Consider the following 18,529-nt stretch of genomic DNA (forward strand, 5'->3'; position numbering starts at 1 on the left):
TTGCTTCGCCCATGCAGCCTAGCCCGCCACCCACTCCAGACCCCAAGCCGCGCGGTTTTGGCTGGCCCATCCTCCTAAACTTATTGCTATTGGTGGTAGCGGCCGTGCAGGGCGGTACAGACCTCCTTCCCTTCGTAATTGCCGGCCTAGTGCTCATTAACGTAGTGGCGGCCATCATCATGGGCTTGAGCAAGCAGATGCACTACGTGCCGGCTTTCTTACTGGCGGGCCTGGTAGTGCTACTGGTTGGCCTCGGGGCCTGCTTTCTGCTGATAGCCAGCCACTAGCCCGGCGCTGGCTGGCACACCGGGCATACATACGTGGCCCGGCCGCCCACGTAAAATTTCTCGATTTTCACCTTCGGGTGGCGGGGGCAAAAGGTGTGCGCATCGCTGCCCGGCGTGGCCGAGTCGTCCCATTCGCGGGCGTGGATGAGGAAGCTAGCCGGAAAATGCCGGTAATTGGCCTCGTGCTTGATAGCCGTCGTGAGCACCAGTTGAATGGCCTTGTGCAGCGCTCCCGCTTCCTTTTCTAAAATGGAATTGCCCAGCCGCTCGGGGTGAATTTTGGCCTGGAATAATACCTCATCCACAATCCAGTTGCCGAGGCCGGCGGTGAGGCTTTGGTCGAGCAGAAGCGGCTTGATGAATACCCGGCGGCGGCTGAGTTTCTGGTACAGCTCGGCGGCAGTTATTTGCAGCGCGTCGGGGCCTAGCTTTTTGGCTTTCTGGTAGGCTTCGGCACTGTCGGCCAGCCGAATGCGGCCGAATTTGCGCGGGTCGATAAAGGCCAGGTTCAGGCCCGAATCGCGCAGCTGCCAGGCCACGCGGGTGAAGCGCGGGGCATCGGGCGCGTCGCGGTAGGCGCCGATATCGCCGGTCATGCCGAAGTGCAGCACCAGCAGGCGGCCGTTGTCTAGTTCTACAAAGCAGTTTTTGCCCAGCCGGCCGGTGCCCGTGATGGTGCGGCCTAGCAGGGCGGCGCGCAGCTCGTCTTCGGGCACGGCCAGCACATGTTTATCAAATACGGTGAGGCCGGTAATCGTCTGGCCCACGGCTACTTCGTCAATAAATCGGCGGTAAGTTTCGACTTCGGGTAGTTCGGGCATCGGGTCAAATGTGAAGGTAAAAGCCAATGAAAACGGCAGGCTACCTTGCGCTAGCCTGCCGTTTTACGGAAGAAAGCTGTGGAGCTTACGAAGGGTCGTGCAGCTTGGCTACGCGCTGGCCTTCTTTGTCGTAGACATCGCCGCGCGGCGTCACGTAGAGCGGGCGCTGCCGGCCATCTTCGAGGATGAACGGAAAGGCGGCGTTGCCGGTGCGGCGCAGGTGGCCCACCACCTGGGCATCGCGCACGGCGCCGTCCTCATCGGTACTGCTTTCGTCGGCCAGGCGCACCACGTTCAGGGCGCTGGTGAGGTAGAACGGCACATCGGGGTTATCGCGGAAGGTGAGCTGGCCCACCACGCGCACCGGCGCATTGCTGGCCCCGCGCGCCAGGGCCACGGCGGCGCTGTTGGTATCGTCGTCATCGCTGGCTACTTCATAGCGAGCCGGCGCGCTAGCCTGCCGCACCGGGCGCGGCGCAATGGCAATAGGCTGGGCCGAGGGCTGCGCGCTGCCTGCCCGGGTGCTGGCCACAATCTGGGCCGTGGCCCGGCCCCAGCCCCGGCTGATGGCCGCCAGGCGCGGCGCCCGGCCAGGGTGCGTGGGCGAGCCGGCCTCGGGCGATACGGCGGCCATAGCGGCCTGCGCCTGGGCTAGGCTAGCCCCTAGCCGGCGCAGCACGAAGCCCGAAAATTCGTCGGCCTCCAACTCGTCATCGGGCTGCGAGCCACCGGCGCGCAGCGTGTGGCCGTTGAGGTGGTGGCCCATTTCGTGGGCCAGGATGCTGATACCCGCCCAGTCGGTATGGCCCGCCCGGTTCACGGCGGCCAAAAACCGGGGGTTGTAGAGCAGGTAGCGCTTGCCCCCGTACACCACGGCCGCGGCGTTGTCGACCTCCGTGGTGGCACGCAACTCGAAGCGCGGCTGCAAGCCCACGGCGTCGGTAATCTCGCGGATGATGCCTTCGGCCTGGCTAGCCGGCATATCGGTGGCGCGAGCGGCCGAGGCCTGGGCGCTGGCGGGCATCGTGGCGGCGCCCAGCAGCAGGGCCGGTACTCCCAGCACAACGGCTAGCCGGCGAAAAGAACGGGAAAGCATAGTCATGGTGAAAACGGGAAAGGAACAGCGGAATAAGGCAATTTCAGCGCCAAAAAAATCGCGCTTCCGGCGGCGGCGTGGCGGGCGGCCGGGCTGGTAATACAACGTTAGGAAGCACCTTTTTCGTTTAATAACGGAGCGGCTAGCCCCAGTCGTTTTTTCCACCCTTCTCCTATGGCTTCAGCCACCTCCGCTACTACGCCCGCCGTGCTTGTGCGGCCCAATACGCCATTCCGCCTCGCCGATATCGACCCGGCCGGTAATGCGCCGTTCGACCACAAAAAGAAGGTGGAGAAGCGCCTGGAAGTGCTGCAAAAGCAGCTCAGCGACTACCAGGAAAACCTGTATGCCGAGCACCGCCAGAGCCTGCTGCTCGTATTTCAGGCCATTGATACGGGTGGCAAAGATGGCACCATCCGCAACCTGCTCACGGGCGTGAACCCGGCCGGGGTGGAGGTAGCGGCCTTCAAGCAGCCTAGCAGCGAGGAACTGAACCATGACTTTCTGTGGCGCATTCACCAGCATACGCCCGGCCGCGGCCACATTGGGGTCTTCAACCGCTCGCACTACGAGGACGTGCTCGTGACGCGGGTGCACGGCCTCATCGAGCCCTTTACCTGGCAGCAGCGCTACGAAGACATCAGGCACTTCGAGCAGCTGCTGACCCGCAACGGCACCCGCGTGCTGAAGTTCTTCCTCCACATCTCCAAGGAGGAGCAGGCCAAGCGCCTGCAGGCCCGCCTCGATAACCCCAAAAAGCGCTGGAAATTTGAGCCCGGCGACCTCAAAGAGCGCCAGCTCTGGGACGCCTACCAGGTGGCCTACCAAGAGGCCCTGGCCGCCACCTCCACGCCCGAGTGCCCGTGGTACGTCATCCCGGCCAACGACAAGCGCGCCCGCGACCAGGCCATTGCCGAACTCGTAGTGGCTGCCCTGGCCGAGATGAACCCCCAGCCGCCGGCCGCCACCTTCGATGTGGCAGCGCAGATAATTGAATAGATAATAGATGATTAGAATGCCATCATACTGAGCTTGCCGAAGCATCTCGTTCGAATCATCAAGGTAGTAACCCTAGCGGTGCGGCAGAGATGCTTCGGCAGGCTCAGCATGACAATAAAAAAAGAAGCCCGCTCTGCTTAGCAGGGCGGGCTTTGTAGTAAGCGAAGCAGGCTTAGTTCATCCAGAGAGTAGCCACTTGCTCGAAGCGGTGCGGGGCGAAAGCGCCGTAGGGGCGCTCGGCGTAGAAGCCTAGCACGTGCACGTGGGGCTGGCCGGTGCGCACGTGGGGCCGCACCTGCACCGGGTACACGCGGCCGGCCTGGGGCCAGTCGCCGATGTAGCCGGCGGGGCGGGCAGTATCGTCGATGCAGCGGGCGAATTGCTGCACGGGCAGGGGGGTCGGGAGCTGAGTGTTACGCATAGCCAAAGATACAGATAAAAAGCGAAAAGCTAAAAATTTTGGCAAAAATAAACAAGCGTAAAATCTCTCGATAGATTGAACTAAAAGGGTGAAAGTTATGCAAGTTAGCATAAGCAGGCCATACTGCCAAGTCTACTAATTCAGCTGGCTAACAATTGTTCGTATACTGACTCATTTACGCGAAAACCGGGCCGCCCGGATTGTGGGGCCGCCCGGTTTTGGCAGGTGTGCTAGGCGGGGGCTAGCGCCTGTTCAGGTCGATGGCCTGGTAGGCGATGAGCAGGTCGGTGCGGGTGCCCGGCGGGCGGTAGTACACGAGTAGGTCGTACTGGTTTTCGGTTTCTTGGTGGGTGCCCTCGAAGTACACTTCGTCGGGCGGGGTGCCGGCGCGCTTGGGTGCCACGGCGTAGCTGTAGTTGTAGTAGCCCTGCTTGAGCAGCGCCCGGCCGGTGTAGCGCTGCTGCACCGAATCGTAGGTGAGCCGGAACTCGTCGCGCAGCTGCCAGTCGCTGAGCGCGCCAAACACATACACCGGGCCGGGCGCGGGCTGCGGCGCCTTCAGGTTGAAGGTCACCTGCGCGTAGTCGCCATTATAGGCGCCGTTGCCAAACTCCCGGTTTTCGAACACGCGCTGGCCGTTGGCATCTACGTACTGGTTGTAGGCCAGGCCGTTGCGGGTGGTTTCTTCGAGCAACTCTACCTGGGTGGGGTTGCTTTGGCGCAAGAGCCTGGCCACGCCCAGGCCGTTGGCTTGCAGCGAGCGGGCATCGAAGTAGCGGTACTCGCTCAGGCCCGGAAAGGCGTTTTCGTAGTTGATGTACTGGTACTCAAGCCGGCGCTCGGCGTCGCGCACGAAGGTGGGCGTGAGGTTGTAGCGGGCGTTGTCCCAGCGGAAGTTCTGGCGCAGCACGGCCTTCACCTCGGCGGCCGGGTTCACCAGGTCCACGGCGCTGTAGTTGATGGCAAAATTGAGCTGCTGATACGCGTAGCGGGCATCGAGGCCCCCCGCCAGAATACCCTGCTCGATGGTGGCAACTACCTGGTTTTCATACACCAGTACCCGGCGCGAAAGCTGCGGCACGCCGGCCTGGTTCTGCACCACCAGCAGGTAGTTGCCGCTGAGCTTCACGCGCGGCATCTGCAAGGTATAGTGGTAGTACGGCACTTTGGTATTGACCGACGTTTGGTAATTAGTAAGCGTAAACTCGTTTATCTCGCTCAAAAACTGCATGTCCGTCAGCTGCGAGGGCGCCCAGTTCAGGTCACAGTGAATGAGCCTGGCCGTGAGGCGCGGCGCCCGCTCGGTAAGCACGTCAAACTCCAGCACCACGGGCTGCTCCTGCGTGATGGGCACGATGGGCGGCAGCAGCACATCGTTGACCTGCGTGGTGGGCACGTAGCACTGCACGCTGCGCACGCTAGGGTCGTAGATGTAGTCCTGGTAGCGCAGGGTGCGGTCGGCGTAGTATTCGGCGGGCTTTTGCTGCTGGCTGGCGGGCGCGTTGGGGTTGGTGATGGGGGTGCCGAGCGGCACGCAGCCTGCGGCCAGCAGCAGCGTGGGGTAGGAGAGAAGGCGAAAGCGCATAGCACGAAAGTACGGGCCAGCCGCGTGGGTAAGGGCCCGGCGCCCGGCGCCGGCGGGCTGGCCTAGCGGTCCCAAACCTTCGCCCAGCCAGGCGGTTGAGCTGAAAAAGCCGTATTTCAACCCCACACGTAATGGAAGCAGTAGCCGCCACCGCGCCGCAGGGCCAGGTATGGGAGCAAGTCAGCGAAGGCGTTAGCCGCACCCTGCTGCGAGCCGAGCCCGGCGAAAAGCGGGTGCTCATCAAAATTGAGGCGGGCCACACTTACCCCAGCCACGCCCACTGCACCCCCGACGAAGTGTTCGTGGTGGCCGGCGTGTACTGCGACCCCGGGGTGGAAAACGGCCGCGCGTTTCCGGCCGGCTCCTACCTCTACTACCCGCCCGGCACCGAGCACCACGCCAGCAGCCCTGGCGGCTCGGGTGGCTGCACCATTCTGGTCTGGAACTCGGGCAAGTAGGCTAGCGGGCACGTTTGCCGTAGGGGCGGCGAAAAAGCCTGGTGATGCGACCTTTCGGGGCGCGCCGCGTCGTTGCGGGCAGCCGCGCTGTTGCGCTGGCTTACCACGCCGCGGCCCGACTTCCCAAAAGCGCGCCGCTATTCAGTAATTCGATGACTAGAAATTTCCTTTGCCTCAGTTTGGCCGCGGGGCTGCTCAGCGCGTGCTCGGTGCAGCTGGCCGCCGTGGCCGATAAAACGCCCGCCCAGGTGCAGGCTGCCTACCGCGTAACGAAAGACGTAGCCTACGGTGCCGACAAAGAGCAAGCCCTGGATATTTACCTTTCGCCCACGGCGAAGAGCCTGAAAAACAAAAATTACACCGTCGTTTTCTTGCACGGCGGCGGGTATTATATCAGCGACAAGGCGCGGGAGGAGCGCTACATTCAGCCGTACTTGAAAAAGGGGCTGAATGTGGTCAATATGAATTACCGCATCAAGCGGGGTGTGCCGGTGGCCACGGAGGACCTGACTTACGCCCTGAATTTTTTGCGTGCCAACAATGCCACGTATCACCTCAATCTGGACCGGGTGCTGGTAACGGGCTTTTCGGCCGGCGCGCACATTGCCAGCCTGGTGGCGGTAACGGCCAACGACCTAACCTATACGCCCAAATTAGCCGGCGGAATTAAAATCGCCGGGGTAGTTAATTTCTCGGGGCCGGTTGATGGATTAGACGTGGTAGAGCAGGTTTTTATGCGCAACGAGGTGCCGGTGATGAAGGCAATCGGCGTCGCGCTCTTCCCCGAAACCACGGAGTATGCGCCCAAAGAATACGTCCGAAAATTCGAACCAATCACCTATTTCGACAAAAACGACCCGCCGTTTTTTATCTGGCAAGGCGGTAAGGACGACCAGGTGCCGCCCGTCACGTTCGAAAAGTTTGTGGCGCTGCTCAAGCAGGAGCCGCAAAAAAACGAGGTGCTATTTGTGCCCGAAGGGCAGCACAGCCCGAATGCGAACGAACTGAAAGACGCCTACCAGAAAATCTTCGACTTTCTGGACAATCATTAATTCCGGTAATAGCTATGGGGGACCGGAGGACCCTAGCCAGCGGCCGCAGAGGCCAAGAAAGGTGGGCGGCAGTTGGGATAAGTAGCGCTGCGCTAGTACATTGGCAGGGTATTGAATGTCAATGCACTAAAATGTACCTTTATCTGCAAAAAACAAGATGGAAGTAAGCCAGACTACCGAACACCAGGTTGATGACTACCTGTATCAGTACGCCGCCAACCTATTGGCCAGCGGCAAAAAAGGCGCCGAAGTCGAGCACCTACTCCTGCTGAAAGGCCTGCCCGCCGACAGCGCCAACGCCGTAGTGCAAGAGCTGGAAGGCCCCATTCGTGCGGCAAAAAACGCCCAGGCCAAAAAAGACATGCTGCACGGCGGCCTGTGGTGCGTGGGGGGCACGGCCCTCACAATGGCCCACATCGGCTTCGTCTTTTGGGGCGCAATTATCTTCGGTGGTGTTCAATTCATTAAAGGCGTAACCAATTTGAAATAAACATCTTACTTTCGAAACGCCAAAAAGGCCCGTTGGTAGCTAGCAGCTACCAACGGGCCTTTTTGGCGTTTCACATACTGGCTAGGCTTACATCTCGGCCAGTATCTCCCAGCGGTCGTTCAGCTTGGCTAGCTCCTTCTTCACCTGCTCAAACTTCACGGTCGTGTCCTTGAGCTGCGCGGTGTTCTGGTAGATTTTGGGGTCGGCCAGCTGCTTTTCGTAGATGGCCAGCTCCTTCTCCATCTTGTCGATGTTGGCTTCAACCTCGGCCAGCTCCTTCAGCGCCTTTTTCTGGTCGGGCGAGGGGGTTTTATTTACCGTGGGCACGGGCTCGGCTGTGGCGGCCGGCTTGGGAGCGGGTTTAGCTGACGCTGACCGTTGGTTGGGCGCGGAGGGGCTGGGCAGGCCGGCTTTTTTGGCGGCTTTCTCGCGCTCGTCCTGCCACTGCTCGTACTCGTGGTAGGTGCCGGGATATTCCTTGAGCTGATAATCCTCGATGTACCAGATTTTGGTGGCCACGTTCTCCACGAAGTAGCGGTCGTGGCTGATGACGATAAACGTGCCCTCGTACTGCTCCAGTGCCTGGATGAGGATGTTGACCGACTGCATATCCAAGTGGTTGGTCGGTTCGTCGAGCAGCAGGAAGTTGGCTTCCGAAATCAGAGTTTTGGCCAGCGCCACGCGGCTTTTCTCGCCGCCGCTCAGCACCTTGATTTTCTTATACACATCGTCGCCCGTGAACAAAAACGACCCTAGCACGCCGCGCAATTCCATCTCGTTGCGCTTCGAACCGGCTTCGTTCATCTCCTGGATAATCTCGTTCTCCACGGTCAGGCTTTCGAGCTGGTGCTGCGCGTAGAAGGCCATTATCACGTTGTGGCCCAGCTGATGGCGGCCGGCAGTGGGCGTTTCGGCGCCGGCTACCAAGCGCATTAGCGTCGATTTGCCCTTGCCGTTGGCCCCGATGAGCGCGATTTTATCGCCCCGCTCGATGTGCACGTGCGTATCGCGGAAGATGAGCTTGTCGCCGTAGCTCTTGCCCACGTGCTCCATGCGCAAAATGTGGCGGCCGGGCTGCTGCGAGAACGTAAACTTGAAATTGACCCTAGCCGCGTCGGGCGCCACGGCCTCAATGCGCTCCAGCTTATCGAGGGCCTTCACGCGGCTCTGGGCCTGCTTGGCCTTACTGGCGCTGGCTTTGAAGCGCTCGATAAAGCGCTCGGCTTGCTTAATAGCCGCCTGCTGGTTGTCGTAGGCACCCTGCTGAATCTCGGTGCGCAACACCTTCTCTTCCTGGTAGAACGAGTAGTTGCCGGCGTACGGGTTGAGCTTGCCGCCGCTCACTTCCACGGTGGTATTGGTGGTGCCGTCCAGAAACTCGCGGTCGTGGCTCACGATGATAACCGCGCCTTCGTAGCCGGCCAGGTAGTTCTCAATCCACTTAATCGAGGGCAAGTCCAAGTGGTTGGTGGGCTCATCAAGCAGCAGCAGCGAGGGTTGCTGCAGCAGGATTTTGGCCAGCATCACGCGCATGCGCCAGCCCCCCGAAAAGGTCTTGAGCGGCTTCTGCAAGTCGTCGGTCGAGAAGCCCAGGCCTTCGAGAATTTCCTCGGCCTTCGACTGCATGGTGTAGCCGCCCAGCGCCTCAAAGCGCTCCTGCAAGTTGGCTAGCTTATCGACTAGGTCGTCGGTATAGTCGGTTTCAAATTTGAGCAGAATCTCATCGATTTTCTTCTGCAACTCCAGCGCCTCGGCAAAGGCCTGCATGGCCACCAGCAAAATGGACTCGTGCGAGTCGTAGCTCAGCAAATCCTGGTTGAGGAAGCCCAGGCTTACTTCCTTGCTCATCGAGATGGAGCCACCGTCGGGCTTGTACTCGCCCACGAGCAGGCGCAGCAGCGTCGATTTGCCGGTGCCGTTGAGGCCCACCAGGCCAATCTTGTCCTTGGGTTTGATGTGCAGGCTAGCGCCGTCGTAGAGGGTGCGCGAGCCGAAATGGAAGTCGAGGTCGGAAATTGAAATCATGGCGGGGCCGGCTAGGGCCACTAAAGGCGAATAAAGCGTAGTGCGGGGCGCGGGCTAAACTACCGGCCGGCCTACACTAGCGGCAGGGCAAAGGTACGGCCTAGCCAAGGCTATCCGCATAAGCCAGGCGCGGGCGGCCCGTTGCTGCTACCGGAATAAAACACTGGGCCGCCCCGAAAAATTTCGGCCGTAACCCGCCCGAAACTCATTGGACACAAGATGATAACTTGCCGCCCCGACCTTTGGGTTTTCAGCTACTACCCGTTCGTATGAAGCTTTTTCTGGCCGCCACCGCCCTGGCCCTGCTGCCGCTAGCCCCCGCCGTGCAGGCCCAACGCCCCACTACCAACCTGCACGCCGAGAAAATCCTGCTGCCCAATGGCTGGAGCCTCACGCCGGCCGGCCGGCCGCTGCAGCTCGGCGACCTGCCGCTGAACATGCAGCTGGCACCGGGTGGCAACCTGCTGGCCGTCACCAACAACGGCCAGGGCCAGCAGAGTATTCAGCTCATCGACCCCGGTACCGAGAAATTGCTCGACACGCGGCCCATAGCCAAGGCGTGGTACGGGCTGGCGTTCAGCCAGAAGGGCGACCGGCTGTATGCCTCGGGCGGCAACGATAACATCATTCTGAGCTACCCCACGGCGGGCCGCAAGCTGGGCGCGCCCGATACGCTGCGCCTCGGCCCGGCCTGGCCCAAGGCCAAAATCAGCCCCACCGGCATTGCCGTGGATGCGGCCGGGCAGCGCCTCTACACCGTAACGAAGGAGGATAACGCGCTGTACGTGGTGGATTTGAAAACCAAGCGCACGCTTAGCCGCGTTGGGCTGGGGCACGAAGCCTACGGCTGCCTGCTCTCGGCCGATGGGAAAACGGTGTACATCACGCTGTGGGGCGGCGATAAGCTGCTGGCTTACGACCGCGCCACCGGCCGCGTGCGCGGCGAGCTAGCCACCGGCAGCCACCCCAACGAGTTGATTCAAAGCAAGAACGGGCGCTATTTATTCGTGGCCAATGCCAACGATAACTCCGTATCGGTTATTGATGCCAAGGCGTGGAAGGTGCTCGAAACCATCTCCACCTCGCTGTATCCCACGCGCCTCACCGGCTCGACTACCAACGGGCTAGCCCTCTCGGCCGATGAGAAGACGCTCTACATCGCCAACGCCGACAACAACTGCCTGGCCGTGTTCGACGTGCGCCAGCCGGGCCACAGCGCCAGCCAGGGCTTTATCCCCACGGGCTGGTACCCTACCTGCGTGCGGGTGCAGGGCAGCAAAATCATGGTTGCCAGCGGCAAGGGCCTCACCAGCCTGGCTAACCCCAACGGGCCGCACCCACTGCGCAAGAATGATGACAGCGGCTACCAGTCGGGCGGCGTGCACAAGGAGTTTCAGTACATCGGCAGCCTGTTTAAGGGCACGCTGCTTTTTATGCCGGCGCCCGACGCGGCCCGGCTCAAAACCTACACCCGGCAGGTGTACGATAATACGCCCTTCACCAAAGACAGTGAAAAACAGGCGCTAGGGGTGGCCGGCAACCCCGTGCCGCGCCGCGTGGGCGAGCCGTCGCCCATTAAGCACGTCTTCTACATCATCAAGGAAAACCGCACCTACGACCAGATTTTGGGCGATGTGAAGGAGGGTGAGGGCGATACGGCGCTGTGCATTTTTGGGCAGAAAATTACGCCCAACCACCACGCGCTGGCCCGCGAGTTTGTGCTGCTCGACAACTTCTACGTGAACGCTGAGGTGAGTGCCGACGGCCACAACTGGAGCACCGCCGCCTACGCCACCGACTACGTGGAGAAGTCGTGGCCCATCAGCTACGGCGGGCGCGGCGGCACCTACGACTTTGAGGGCACCCGCAAAATAGCCTACCCGCGCGATGGCTTTATCTGGGATTATTGCCAGCGTGCCGGCCTCAGCTACCGCACCTACGGCGAATTTGCCGACTACGCCAAAACGTCGCTCAAGTCGCTGCGCGGGCACGCCTGCCCGCGGTCGCCGGGCTTCGACATGGACATTACCGACCAGGTGCGCGAGCGGGCGTGGGCGCAGGATTTTGACTCGCTGCTAGCCCGCAATGCCGTGCCGCAGTTCAGCACCATTCGCCTCAGCAACGACCACACCAGCGGCCAGCGCCTGGGCAAGGTGAGCCCCCTGGCCGCCGTGGCCGACAATGACCTGGCGCTGGGCCGCCTCGTGGAGCACCTGGCGGCTAGCCCCATCTGGGGCGAATCAGTGATTTTCGTGCTCGAAGACGACGCCCAGAATGGCTCCGACCACATCGACGCGCACCGCTCGCCGGCCTTCGTCATCGGCCCGCACGTGAAGCGCAGCTACGTTGACCACACGCTTTACACCACCGCCGGCGTGATGCGCACCATCGAATTGCTGCTCGGCCTGCCACCCATGAGCCAGTACGATGCCGCCGCTAGGCCCTTGTTCGGCGTGTTTCAGGCCCAGCCCAACCTGGCCCGGTACGAGGCTAAAGCCAACCGGATTCCGCTCGACACCCGCAACACCGCCTGGAACCACAGCGCCGAGCGCTCGGCCAAATTCGACTTCGCCCACGAAGACTCGGTGCCCGACCTCGACCTGAATGAAGTGGTGTGGAAGGCCGTGAAAGGCGAGCAATCGACCATGCCCGCACCCCGCCGCGGCGCCTTCTTGCAGCTCACGCCCAAGCGCGAGGAGGATGACGACTGAGTAAGTACGCTCGTTCAACGGGTAACCTCACCCCCGGCCCCTCTCCTTGGGGAGAGGGGAGCCAGTCGGCAGCGGACGTGAGCGAACGTCAGGCTCCCCTCTCCCCAAGGAGAGGGGCCGGGGGTGAGGTTACCCGTGACATGGGCGTACTCACTGCGCTACATCCAGCACCAATAGCAGCGCGTCGTTGCTAAGCGCTTCGATTTCGATCGGCGCGGGGGCCTCCCAGAGGGCTAGCCCGTCGTGTTCGTGCAGCAGCCGGCCCTCGGCCTCGAAGGCGCCGGCCAGCACAAAGGCGAAAAAAAGCTGGCTGGGCGGCACCGCGTGCGCTACTTCGTGCCGGCCGGCGAAACGGCCCAGGCGCACCGCAAACGGTAGGCCCGTCCCGGGCGGCAACAGCGGGGCTAGCCGGTTGGCAATGGCCTCGGCACTAAACCCGGCCGCCGCGCCAACGGTCACCTCGTTTGCCTCCGGGGCGCGCAGCCACACGTGCACGAAGCGGATAACATCGCTGGCAAACGGGTTTTGCAGGTGCAGTGTGCGGCCGGCCGGCAGCGTAAGCACTTGCAGCTGCTCGGTTTCGACGGGTAGCAGCTGGCCGCCGGGCAGCCGCACCTCCACCACCCCCGTAATGGGTAGCAGCAGCACGTGCGCGGCCTCGGCCACGGGCAGGGCCAGGGTGGCGCCGCCGGCCAGCAATTCCTCGTTCAGCGCCAGCAGGCGGCCTAGCGGCTCTTTGTGGGCGTGCTGAAATGTGCCAAAACTGAAGGTGCAGTAGCGCCGGAAGTCGCTGGTTTCGACGAGGCCTCGCTGGTCGGCCAGGAAGATTTTACCGGGCGTCGTCGGGGCGGGCATCGGCGGCGGGGGCTAGGAGGGAATGAATGGCCAGGTAGGGCTGCAGCTGAAACGTGTGCACCACGGCCGGGGCATCGCCAGCCGCTTCGGCCGCGGCAATGAGGTAAGGCCCCACCGTATCGTGCCACAGCAGCGGCTCGCTGAAGAAATTGACCGCTACCTGGTGCTTGCCAGGGTCGAGCAGGTCGGAGTTGATGACTTCAAACTGAAACTTATCGAACTTCAAAAAGCGCCGGCCCAGGTTATCAAGCACATCGGGCACCACGCCCCCTAGCTGCTGCAAATAGCCGATAATGGCTCCGCTCACGAGGCCGTGCAGGCGCTCGGCGCCGGGCACGTAGTGCACCAGCTCGCCGAAGGTGCGGTACTTCTTTTCCTGGTTGAAATACTGCGCCTGCATCCGCAGCTCGCGGTAGCTGTCATCGAGCACCAGCTTGTCCCAGGGCCTAGTGGCGCTGGCGTCGATGATTTTGCGGTAGCAGAGCGTGATGCGGCGGGTAGGCATGGGGCTAGCTAACAAAAGGTGTCATTGCGAGGAGGCACGACGAAGCAATCGCAGTACAATGAGCTATCTGGCTGTGATTGCTTCGTCGTGCCTCCTCGCAATGACAGCCGAAACTCATACCGCAATATTCATCGTGAGCACGAAGCCATCGGTGAGGTTGCCCGTGACGGTGGCAATCTCGATGCCCGCCGTGTCGTCGCTGAATACGCCGTCGCTCTTGTTGTAGGTGTAGCCACTCATGCCCTTGGCGTAGCCGTTGACGAGGGCTAGTGCCGTGCCCGTGCCCTCGGGGAAGGCAATCTGGGTCACCTTGAGCGAGGTGCCGCTGGCGTTGTACACGTGCACGTGGATGTGCGTGGCGCGGCCCGAGTACCAGCCCGGAAAAATGCTCGTGAACGTGACCAGGCCGGCCGCGTCGGTGGTTTGGCGGCCGCGCAAAAAGTGCACGCTCGTGTAGTTGGTGCTCTGCATGCTCGTGCCGCCATACTCCGAGTAGTTGCCCTCGGCGTCGCAGTGCCAGATATCGACCAGCGCGCCGGCCAGGGCCGCGCAACTGGCGCTACTGCTCGTGATGGTGATTTTGGCGGTCAGCTTGTAGCCCGTTTTGCCATCCGTGATGTCGGCGCGTACGTAGGAAGCGGGTGTGTGCGTGGGAAACGGCCCCTCAGTTTCGGTGGGCGCCACCGTGCAGTTGGCGCTGCTCGAGCCGCCGGTGGTGGTAGTGGTGGTGCCGGTAGTAGTGCTGCCCGAGGTGCTGGGCGTCACGGTGTCTTTGCCACAGGCGGCGAGCAGGGCAGGGGCTGAAACAGCACCGGCTAACAGGCTTTTCAGGAAATACTTACGTTCCATGGTCGGGGGCAGGAAAGATGGAGGCGAAATGAATAACTGCCTCAAAGCTCTCCGTGCTGCCCCTTTACGTTGCTTTGCAATCGCTTAGCCAGCCGCTTCACTCGACGGATAGCGCCGTGCAGCCACCGGCCGGGCCCGCGCCTGGCCGGCGGCGGCGCGGCGGCGGCGGTAGCCGGCTGGCTAGGGGCATCGGTGCGCGAGGGCAGGGGGGTGCCGCCCCCCGCCTGCCCGTACTTATCGGCCAGCTTTTTGGGCACCCCCACGCTGTGCAGAAAGCCCACAATGAGGCCCTGCCGCCAGGCGGTGAACACCGAAAACTCCAGCTCGCGGGGCGTCTGAATAGCGCCCACCACAAAGCGGCCGCCGGGCCGGGGGTTTTGGTCGCGCACCACCACATTGACCAGCCCGCTCTTGATGCGCCCGAAAAAGGTTTTCTTGACCTCGCCCTCCTGGTAGCCCAGAAAATTGAGGCGCAGGTTGGTGTAGCGCGCCCGCACCGTGCCGCTGATGCGCTGGCGGTCAAGGTATTCGTCGAAGTCGATGCGCTGGGCGCGGCCGCTCTTGAAATTCACCAGGCGCGTGGGCGTCAGAATGGGGTTCAGAATGCTGAACGGCGCCGCCCCAAAGCTGCCGCGCAGGTGCTGGCGGCCGCGCGGGTCGAGCAGCGAGGTAGTAAGCTGCACCTCGGCCCGGCACGCGTTCTGCAAGTAGCCCGAGGCCGTGCCGGTGAGCGGGTGCGCCAGGCTCATGCGGCCAGGGTCGTTGCTCACGTTGCGCAGCGTAGCATTCAGCCGGTTGATACTGAACGTGCCCACCAGCGGCGTGCGGGCGCTGCGGTAGCGTGCTTCAATAGTGCCATTGCGCAGGTCGAGCTGGCGCACATCGAGGTGGGCCCGCACGTGGCGCATGTTCTCGGGCGTGAGGTACGACGGATGGTGGTTGATGGGCCCACGCCCATCGCTGCTGGCCAGCAGATACGGCCGCTCGGCAATGACGCGGGCAATGTGCACGTGGCTGTTGGCCGATAGCTGCCGGAAATCGAAGCCCTGGGCCCGCAGTTCATCCATGCGCACCGTGAGCTGCGTGCTCTGGTAGCCGCTGCGCTGGTTAAGTTGCGCCGGGCTGAGAGTGGGGCGCAGGGCTAGCGTGGTCAGGCGCAGGGCCTGGTGGTCGGTATCCACAAACGCGTGCTCGATGCTGGCCGGGTAGAGCGGCGCGGCAAACGTGGCCGTGAGCCGGCCGGTGTGGCCCGTCCAGCCCTGGGCGTACAGCACGCGGCGCGCCGGGGCCTGCTGCGAAGTAGAATCGATGCGCAGGCCCCTGGCCACGCCAACTACGTGGCGCACCGCCGGCGCCTCCTGCACACCCACCACGGCCAGGTAGCCATCGTCGATGGCTAGCTGCCGCACATCGGCCCGCCGAAACACCGGCCGCAACAGCTGCCACAGCGGCGGCGGCGCCTGGGCTGGCGGCCGAAACGTGAGGCGCGGCTGGCTGAGCCGCACCGAATCGGCGCGCAGGCGGTGCTGGTGCTGCCAGGTAGCGGCGCGCAAACCCACCATGCGCACGCGGGGCATGGTAAAAAACACCCGCACGGCCCCCGGCTTGCCCTGGCCGGGCGCGGGCGGCACAATGCGCAGCGAGTCGAGCCCTAGCTGCTGCCGGGTACTCGAAAAATCAACTATATGTGCCGCAATGGTGTGCCCGCCCAGCCGCCCCACCGGCCCGCGTAGCAAGGCTTGCCAGCTGGCGGCAAAAGCCAGGCGCTGCGTATCGGCTGCGCCGGCCGGAGTAAATAAGAGGTCGCGGGCGCTTATCTGGCCATCGGCCAGCTCGCCTATGGGGGCAGCAGCCGGCCCAACGTGCCCGCCTACGTGGCGCAAAGCCACATAGCCCAGCCGCAACGGCCGCTGCTGGTACAGCGGCGGGCCAGGGTGCGGCGCGGGCCGCCGGGCCAGGGCCGCCACCTCAAGGCGCAGCGAATCGAGGGTGAGGCTATCGATGGGCACAGTGCGGCCGCGCAGCAGGGCGAGCAGGCCCACGCCGCTCAGGTCGAGGCTAGCCAGCCGGGCCGTGAGGCGGGGTAGCGTATCGGCCAGGTTGGCAGTAGTGGGGCGTAGGCGCAGGCCGTCCAGGTGCAGGCTGCGGGCTAGCAGCCGGGTGCGCAGGCTAGCCACCGACAGGGTATACTGCCCGTGCGTTTGGGTAGCTACCTGCGCTTCGAGCTTGCCGCGCAGCCAGGGGTCGAGCCCCCATTTCAGCCAGGCCAGCGCGGCTAGTAGCAGCACGGCCAGGCCGAGCAAAACCCATCGGCCCCAGTGGCCAGGCTGGGTGGTAGAAGGGGTAGGGGAATCGGGCACGGCAATAAGCTTAAGCGTTGCTAACGGCAAAGCCCCGGGGCAGGGTTGTGCCGGCCCCAACCCTGCCCCCCCGCGAACGTACAGCAGCCAGCTTCATTTTTACCTTAGTTTTTAGCGTATGCGTTCTTCTTATGTTGCGGCCCGCGCTGGGGTTGGGTTGTTGCTACTAGTGGCCGGTGGGTGTAAAAAAGACAGCGATACAGGCGCCAGCGCCACGCTGCCCGCGTACATCAAATTTGTGCAGCCAAATCTATATCCCGAAGGTACACAGTACGATAGCCAGAGTGGCCGCTTTTTGGTAAGCTCCGAAACGACGGGTAGTATTGGCCAGGTAACGGGCGATATTGCCGCAACGGATACCACCAATACGGGTACCTATACCATCTTTGCCGACAACGACCAGCTGATTTCGACTATTGGCCTCAACCTCGATGCTTCGCGCAACCGCCTGCTGGCCGCCGTGTCCGACCCCGGTTATAATAAAGACCGCACCAAGGATGCTACGAAGAACAAGCTAGCGGCCACGGCTATTTTCGACCGCAGTACCGGCACGCTAATGGACTTTATAAATCTCAGTGCCGTGTCGCCAAGCACCTATACCGCTCACTTTGCCAACGACATCGCCATCGATGCGCAGGGCAATGCGTATGTAACCGACAGCTACGCGCCCATTATTTATAAAATTGCCTTCGCCGGGGGCAAGGGCACTGCCTCGGTATGGCTCAGCAGCAGCGCGCTGAGTGCGCCGGCTGGCAAATTTGGCCTCAATGGCATCGTATACCACCCTAGCGGCTACCTGCTGGTAGCCAAGTCGGACGAGGGCAAGCTGCTTAAAATTCCGGTTACTACCGTGCCCGGCTCTACGGCCGCGGCTACTACCACCGTACCAGGCACCCTTACTACCGTGGCCCTGCCTGCCGGCCTCGACCTAAGCGGCGACGATGGCCTGCAGCTGCTCGATAATACCAACCTGCTTGTGGTGTGCAATGCCCAGGGTAAAGTGTATAAAGTGACTACGGCCGATGATTTTGGCAGTGTTACTACCACCGGCACCAACAATGTTGCTACCGGCGGCACATCGCCTTATCCTACCACGCTAGCCCGGCGCACGGCCAGCGGCCCCGGTATCAGCACGGCCGTTAGCGCAAGCTATGTGCTCTATTCGCACCTGAATGCGCTGCAAGCATCCCAGAACCCGCCCGTGACCACCTTCAGAATTCAAAAACTTAGTTTATAAGCAATGTTGCCGGGCGCCCGCGCTGCGCCCAACAACCGCCCGGGCCAGTAGCTTTAGACCCGAAAGCGTAGGCTAGCCCTACGCCGTGCCTTTTCCGCCTTGTTTTTCGCCTCATGCTCGCCATTACCTCGCTGCTGCCTTCGCCGGCTTCCGACCATATCAATGCCCTCATCAAGAGCCTGGAAAAGGAATTCGGCCTGACCGATGTGCAGGCCACCCCCGAGCCGCACCTCACCTACCAGATAGTGGAGCCCGCCGACCTGGAGCTGCTCAAGCAGGGCCTGCACGAGATAGCCCGCACCACCAAAACCTTTGTGGCGCACACCACCGGGCTAGGCATGTTCCCGGGCGATAACCCCGTGATTCACATTCCGGTACTGCGCTCCGACGACCTCAACCAGCTGCACCACCGGGTGCTGGAGCTGGCCGCCCCGCTCTGCTCGCGCACCGACAAGTTCAGCGCCCCCGACCTGTGGCTGCCCCACGTGTCGCTGGCCCTGCACGATACCACCCCCGAGCTGCTAGGCCCCGTGCTCCAGTTCCTGAACAACCAGACTTTCAACCTGGAACTCGAAATCAGCAACCTCACTATTCTGCGCCCCGAGGGCGACATGTTTGTGCGCGAGGTGGTGTTTGAGTTTGGGCAGTAAGGCAGCAATAGGAAGACGTTCTTTTGTCTTAATAAGACGTCCGTCATGCTGAGCTTGCCGAAGCATCTCTACCGCACCGTTCAACGATGCGGCCAAGATGCTTCGGCAAGCTCAGCATGACGGACGCT

Annotated in this window: 17 protein-coding genes; 8 read left to right on the forward strand and 9 right to left on the reverse strand. The window is 62.4% G+C overall.

Annotated features, from left to right (window positions below):
* The first annotated feature begins 11 nt into the window (after positions 1-11).
* Positions 12-287 carry a hypothetical protein gene (locus Q5H89_RS15475; RefSeq protein WP_305020249.1) on the forward strand — a complete coding sequence of 92 codons (276 nt, stop codon included), beginning with the start codon at positions 12-14 and terminating at the stop codon, positions 285-287.
* Here Q5H89_RS15475 and Q5H89_RS15480 read toward each other — a convergent pair.
* Together Q5H89_RS15480 and Q5H89_RS15485 are read right to left on the reverse strand one after the other, a co-directional pair.
* Positions 284-1,108: an Fpg/Nei family DNA glycosylase gene (locus tag Q5H89_RS15480; protein ID WP_305020250.1), complete on the reverse strand. Its 825-nt coding sequence runs from the start codon at positions 1,106-1,108 to the stop codon at positions 284-286. The genes Q5H89_RS15475 and Q5H89_RS15480 overlap by 4 nt on opposite strands.
* Before the next feature lie 85 nt (positions 1,109-1,193).
* Positions 1,194-2,204, reverse strand: coding sequence for a membrane-binding protein (locus Q5H89_RS15485; RefSeq protein WP_305020251.1), 1,011 nt, complete (start codon positions 2,202-2,204; stop codon positions 1,194-1,196).
* A gap of 174 nt (positions 2,205-2,378) precedes the next feature.
* On the opposite strand from Q5H89_RS15485, the gene Q5H89_RS15490 reads away from it, so the two are divergent.
* Positions 2,379-3,203 carry a polyphosphate kinase 2 family protein gene (locus Q5H89_RS15490; RefSeq protein WP_305020252.1) on the forward strand — a complete coding sequence of 275 codons (825 nt, stop codon included), beginning with the start codon at positions 2,379-2,381 and terminating at the stop codon, positions 3,201-3,203.
* 172 nt (positions 3,204-3,375) lie between these two features.
* Here the strand turns inward: Q5H89_RS15490 and Q5H89_RS15495 are convergent, their stop codons facing one another.
* Together Q5H89_RS15495 and Q5H89_RS15500 are read right to left on the reverse strand one after the other, a co-directional pair.
* Entirely contained in the window at positions 3,376-3,624 is a 249-nt protein-coding gene (locus tag Q5H89_RS15495; RefSeq protein WP_305020253.1) for a hypothetical protein, read from the reverse strand.
* A 241-nt stretch (positions 3,625-3,865) separates the two neighbouring features.
* Positions 3,866-5,209, reverse strand: coding sequence for a type IX secretion system plug protein (locus Q5H89_RS15500; RefSeq protein ID WP_305020254.1), 1,344 nt, complete (start codon positions 5,207-5,209; stop codon positions 3,866-3,868).
* Between the two features lie 131 nt (positions 5,210-5,340).
* Here Q5H89_RS15500 and Q5H89_RS15505 point away from each other — a divergent pair, with 131 nt between their 5' ends.
* The 3 genes from Q5H89_RS15505 to Q5H89_RS15515 all read left to right on the forward strand — a co-directional run bounded on the left by Q5H89_RS15505 (position 5,341) and on the right by Q5H89_RS15515 (position 7,209).
* Positions 5,341-5,667 carry a cupin domain-containing protein gene (locus tag Q5H89_RS15505; RefSeq protein WP_305020255.1) on the forward strand — a complete coding sequence of 109 codons (327 nt, stop codon included), beginning with the start codon at positions 5,341-5,343 and terminating at the stop codon, positions 5,665-5,667.
* Between the two features lie 152 nt (positions 5,668-5,819).
* Positions 5,820-6,719, forward strand: coding sequence for an alpha/beta hydrolase (locus tag Q5H89_RS15510; RefSeq protein ID WP_305020256.1), 900 nt, complete (start codon positions 5,820-5,822; stop codon positions 6,717-6,719).
* Positions 6,720-6,876: 157 nt separating this feature from the next.
* The gene (locus Q5H89_RS15515) at positions 6,877-7,209 is read left to right on the forward strand and encodes a hypothetical protein (RefSeq protein WP_305020257.1); all 333 of its coding nucleotides are present in this window, start codon (positions 6,877-6,879) and stop codon (positions 7,207-7,209) included.
* 87 nt (positions 7,210-7,296) lie between these two features.
* Here Q5H89_RS15515 and Q5H89_RS15520 read toward each other — a convergent pair whose 3' ends face one another.
* Entirely contained in the window at positions 7,297-9,234 is a 1,938-nt protein-coding gene (locus Q5H89_RS15520; RefSeq protein ID WP_305020258.1) for an ABC-F family ATP-binding cassette domain-containing protein, read from the reverse strand.
* 269 nt (positions 9,235-9,503) lie between these two features.
* On the opposite strand from Q5H89_RS15520, the gene Q5H89_RS15525 reads away from it, so the two are divergent.
* The gene (locus Q5H89_RS15525) at positions 9,504-11,945 is read left to right on the forward strand and encodes a bifunctional YncE family protein/alkaline phosphatase family protein (protein WP_305020259.1); all 2,442 of its coding nucleotides are present in this window, start codon (positions 9,504-9,506) and stop codon (positions 11,943-11,945) included.
* A 150-nt stretch (positions 11,946-12,095) separates the two neighbouring features.
* On the opposite strand, the gene Q5H89_RS15530 is transcribed toward Q5H89_RS15525, so the two are convergent.
* The 4 genes from Q5H89_RS15530 to Q5H89_RS15545 form a co-directional block, all read right to left on the reverse strand.
* Positions 12,096-12,800, reverse strand: a complete 705-nt coding sequence (locus Q5H89_RS15530) for a pirin family protein (RefSeq protein WP_305020260.1) — start codon at positions 12,798-12,800, stop codon at positions 12,096-12,098.
* A complete protein-coding gene (locus Q5H89_RS15535; RefSeq protein ID WP_305020261.1) occupies positions 12,775-13,305 on the reverse strand; it encodes a hypothetical protein in 531 nt (176 codons plus the stop codon). Before Q5H89_RS15535 ends, Q5H89_RS15530 begins: the two co-directional genes overlap by 26 nt.
* A 114-nt stretch (positions 13,306-13,419) precedes the next feature.
* Positions 13,420-14,154 (reverse strand): dioxygenase family protein, encoded by a 735-nt coding sequence (locus Q5H89_RS15540; protein WP_305020262.1) that lies wholly within the window; start codon positions 14,152-14,154, stop codon positions 13,420-13,422.
* Between the two features lie 41 nt (positions 14,155-14,195).
* Entirely contained in the window at positions 14,196-16,514 is a 2,319-nt protein-coding gene (locus Q5H89_RS15545; RefSeq protein WP_305020263.1) for a hypothetical protein, read from the reverse strand.
* Positions 16,515-16,632: 118 nt separating this feature from the next.
* On the opposite strand from Q5H89_RS15545, the gene Q5H89_RS15550 reads away from it, so the two are divergent.
* Both Q5H89_RS15550 and Q5H89_RS15555 read left to right on the forward strand, forming a co-directional pair.
* A complete protein-coding gene (locus Q5H89_RS15550; protein WP_305020264.1) occupies positions 16,633-17,751 on the forward strand; it encodes a hypothetical protein in 1,119 nt (372 codons plus the stop codon).
* A 113-nt stretch (positions 17,752-17,864) separates the two neighbouring features.
* On the forward strand, positions 17,865-18,401 hold the full coding sequence (locus Q5H89_RS15555; protein WP_305020265.1) for a 2'-5' RNA ligase family protein: 537 nt from the start codon (positions 17,865-17,867) through the stop codon (positions 18,399-18,401).
* Positions 18,402-18,529: the final 128 nt, after the last annotated feature.

The organism is Hymenobacter cheonanensis, from assembly GCF_030581075.1.
Taxonomy (GTDB): domain Bacteria; phylum Bacteroidota; class Bacteroidia; order Cytophagales; family Hymenobacteraceae; genus Hymenobacter.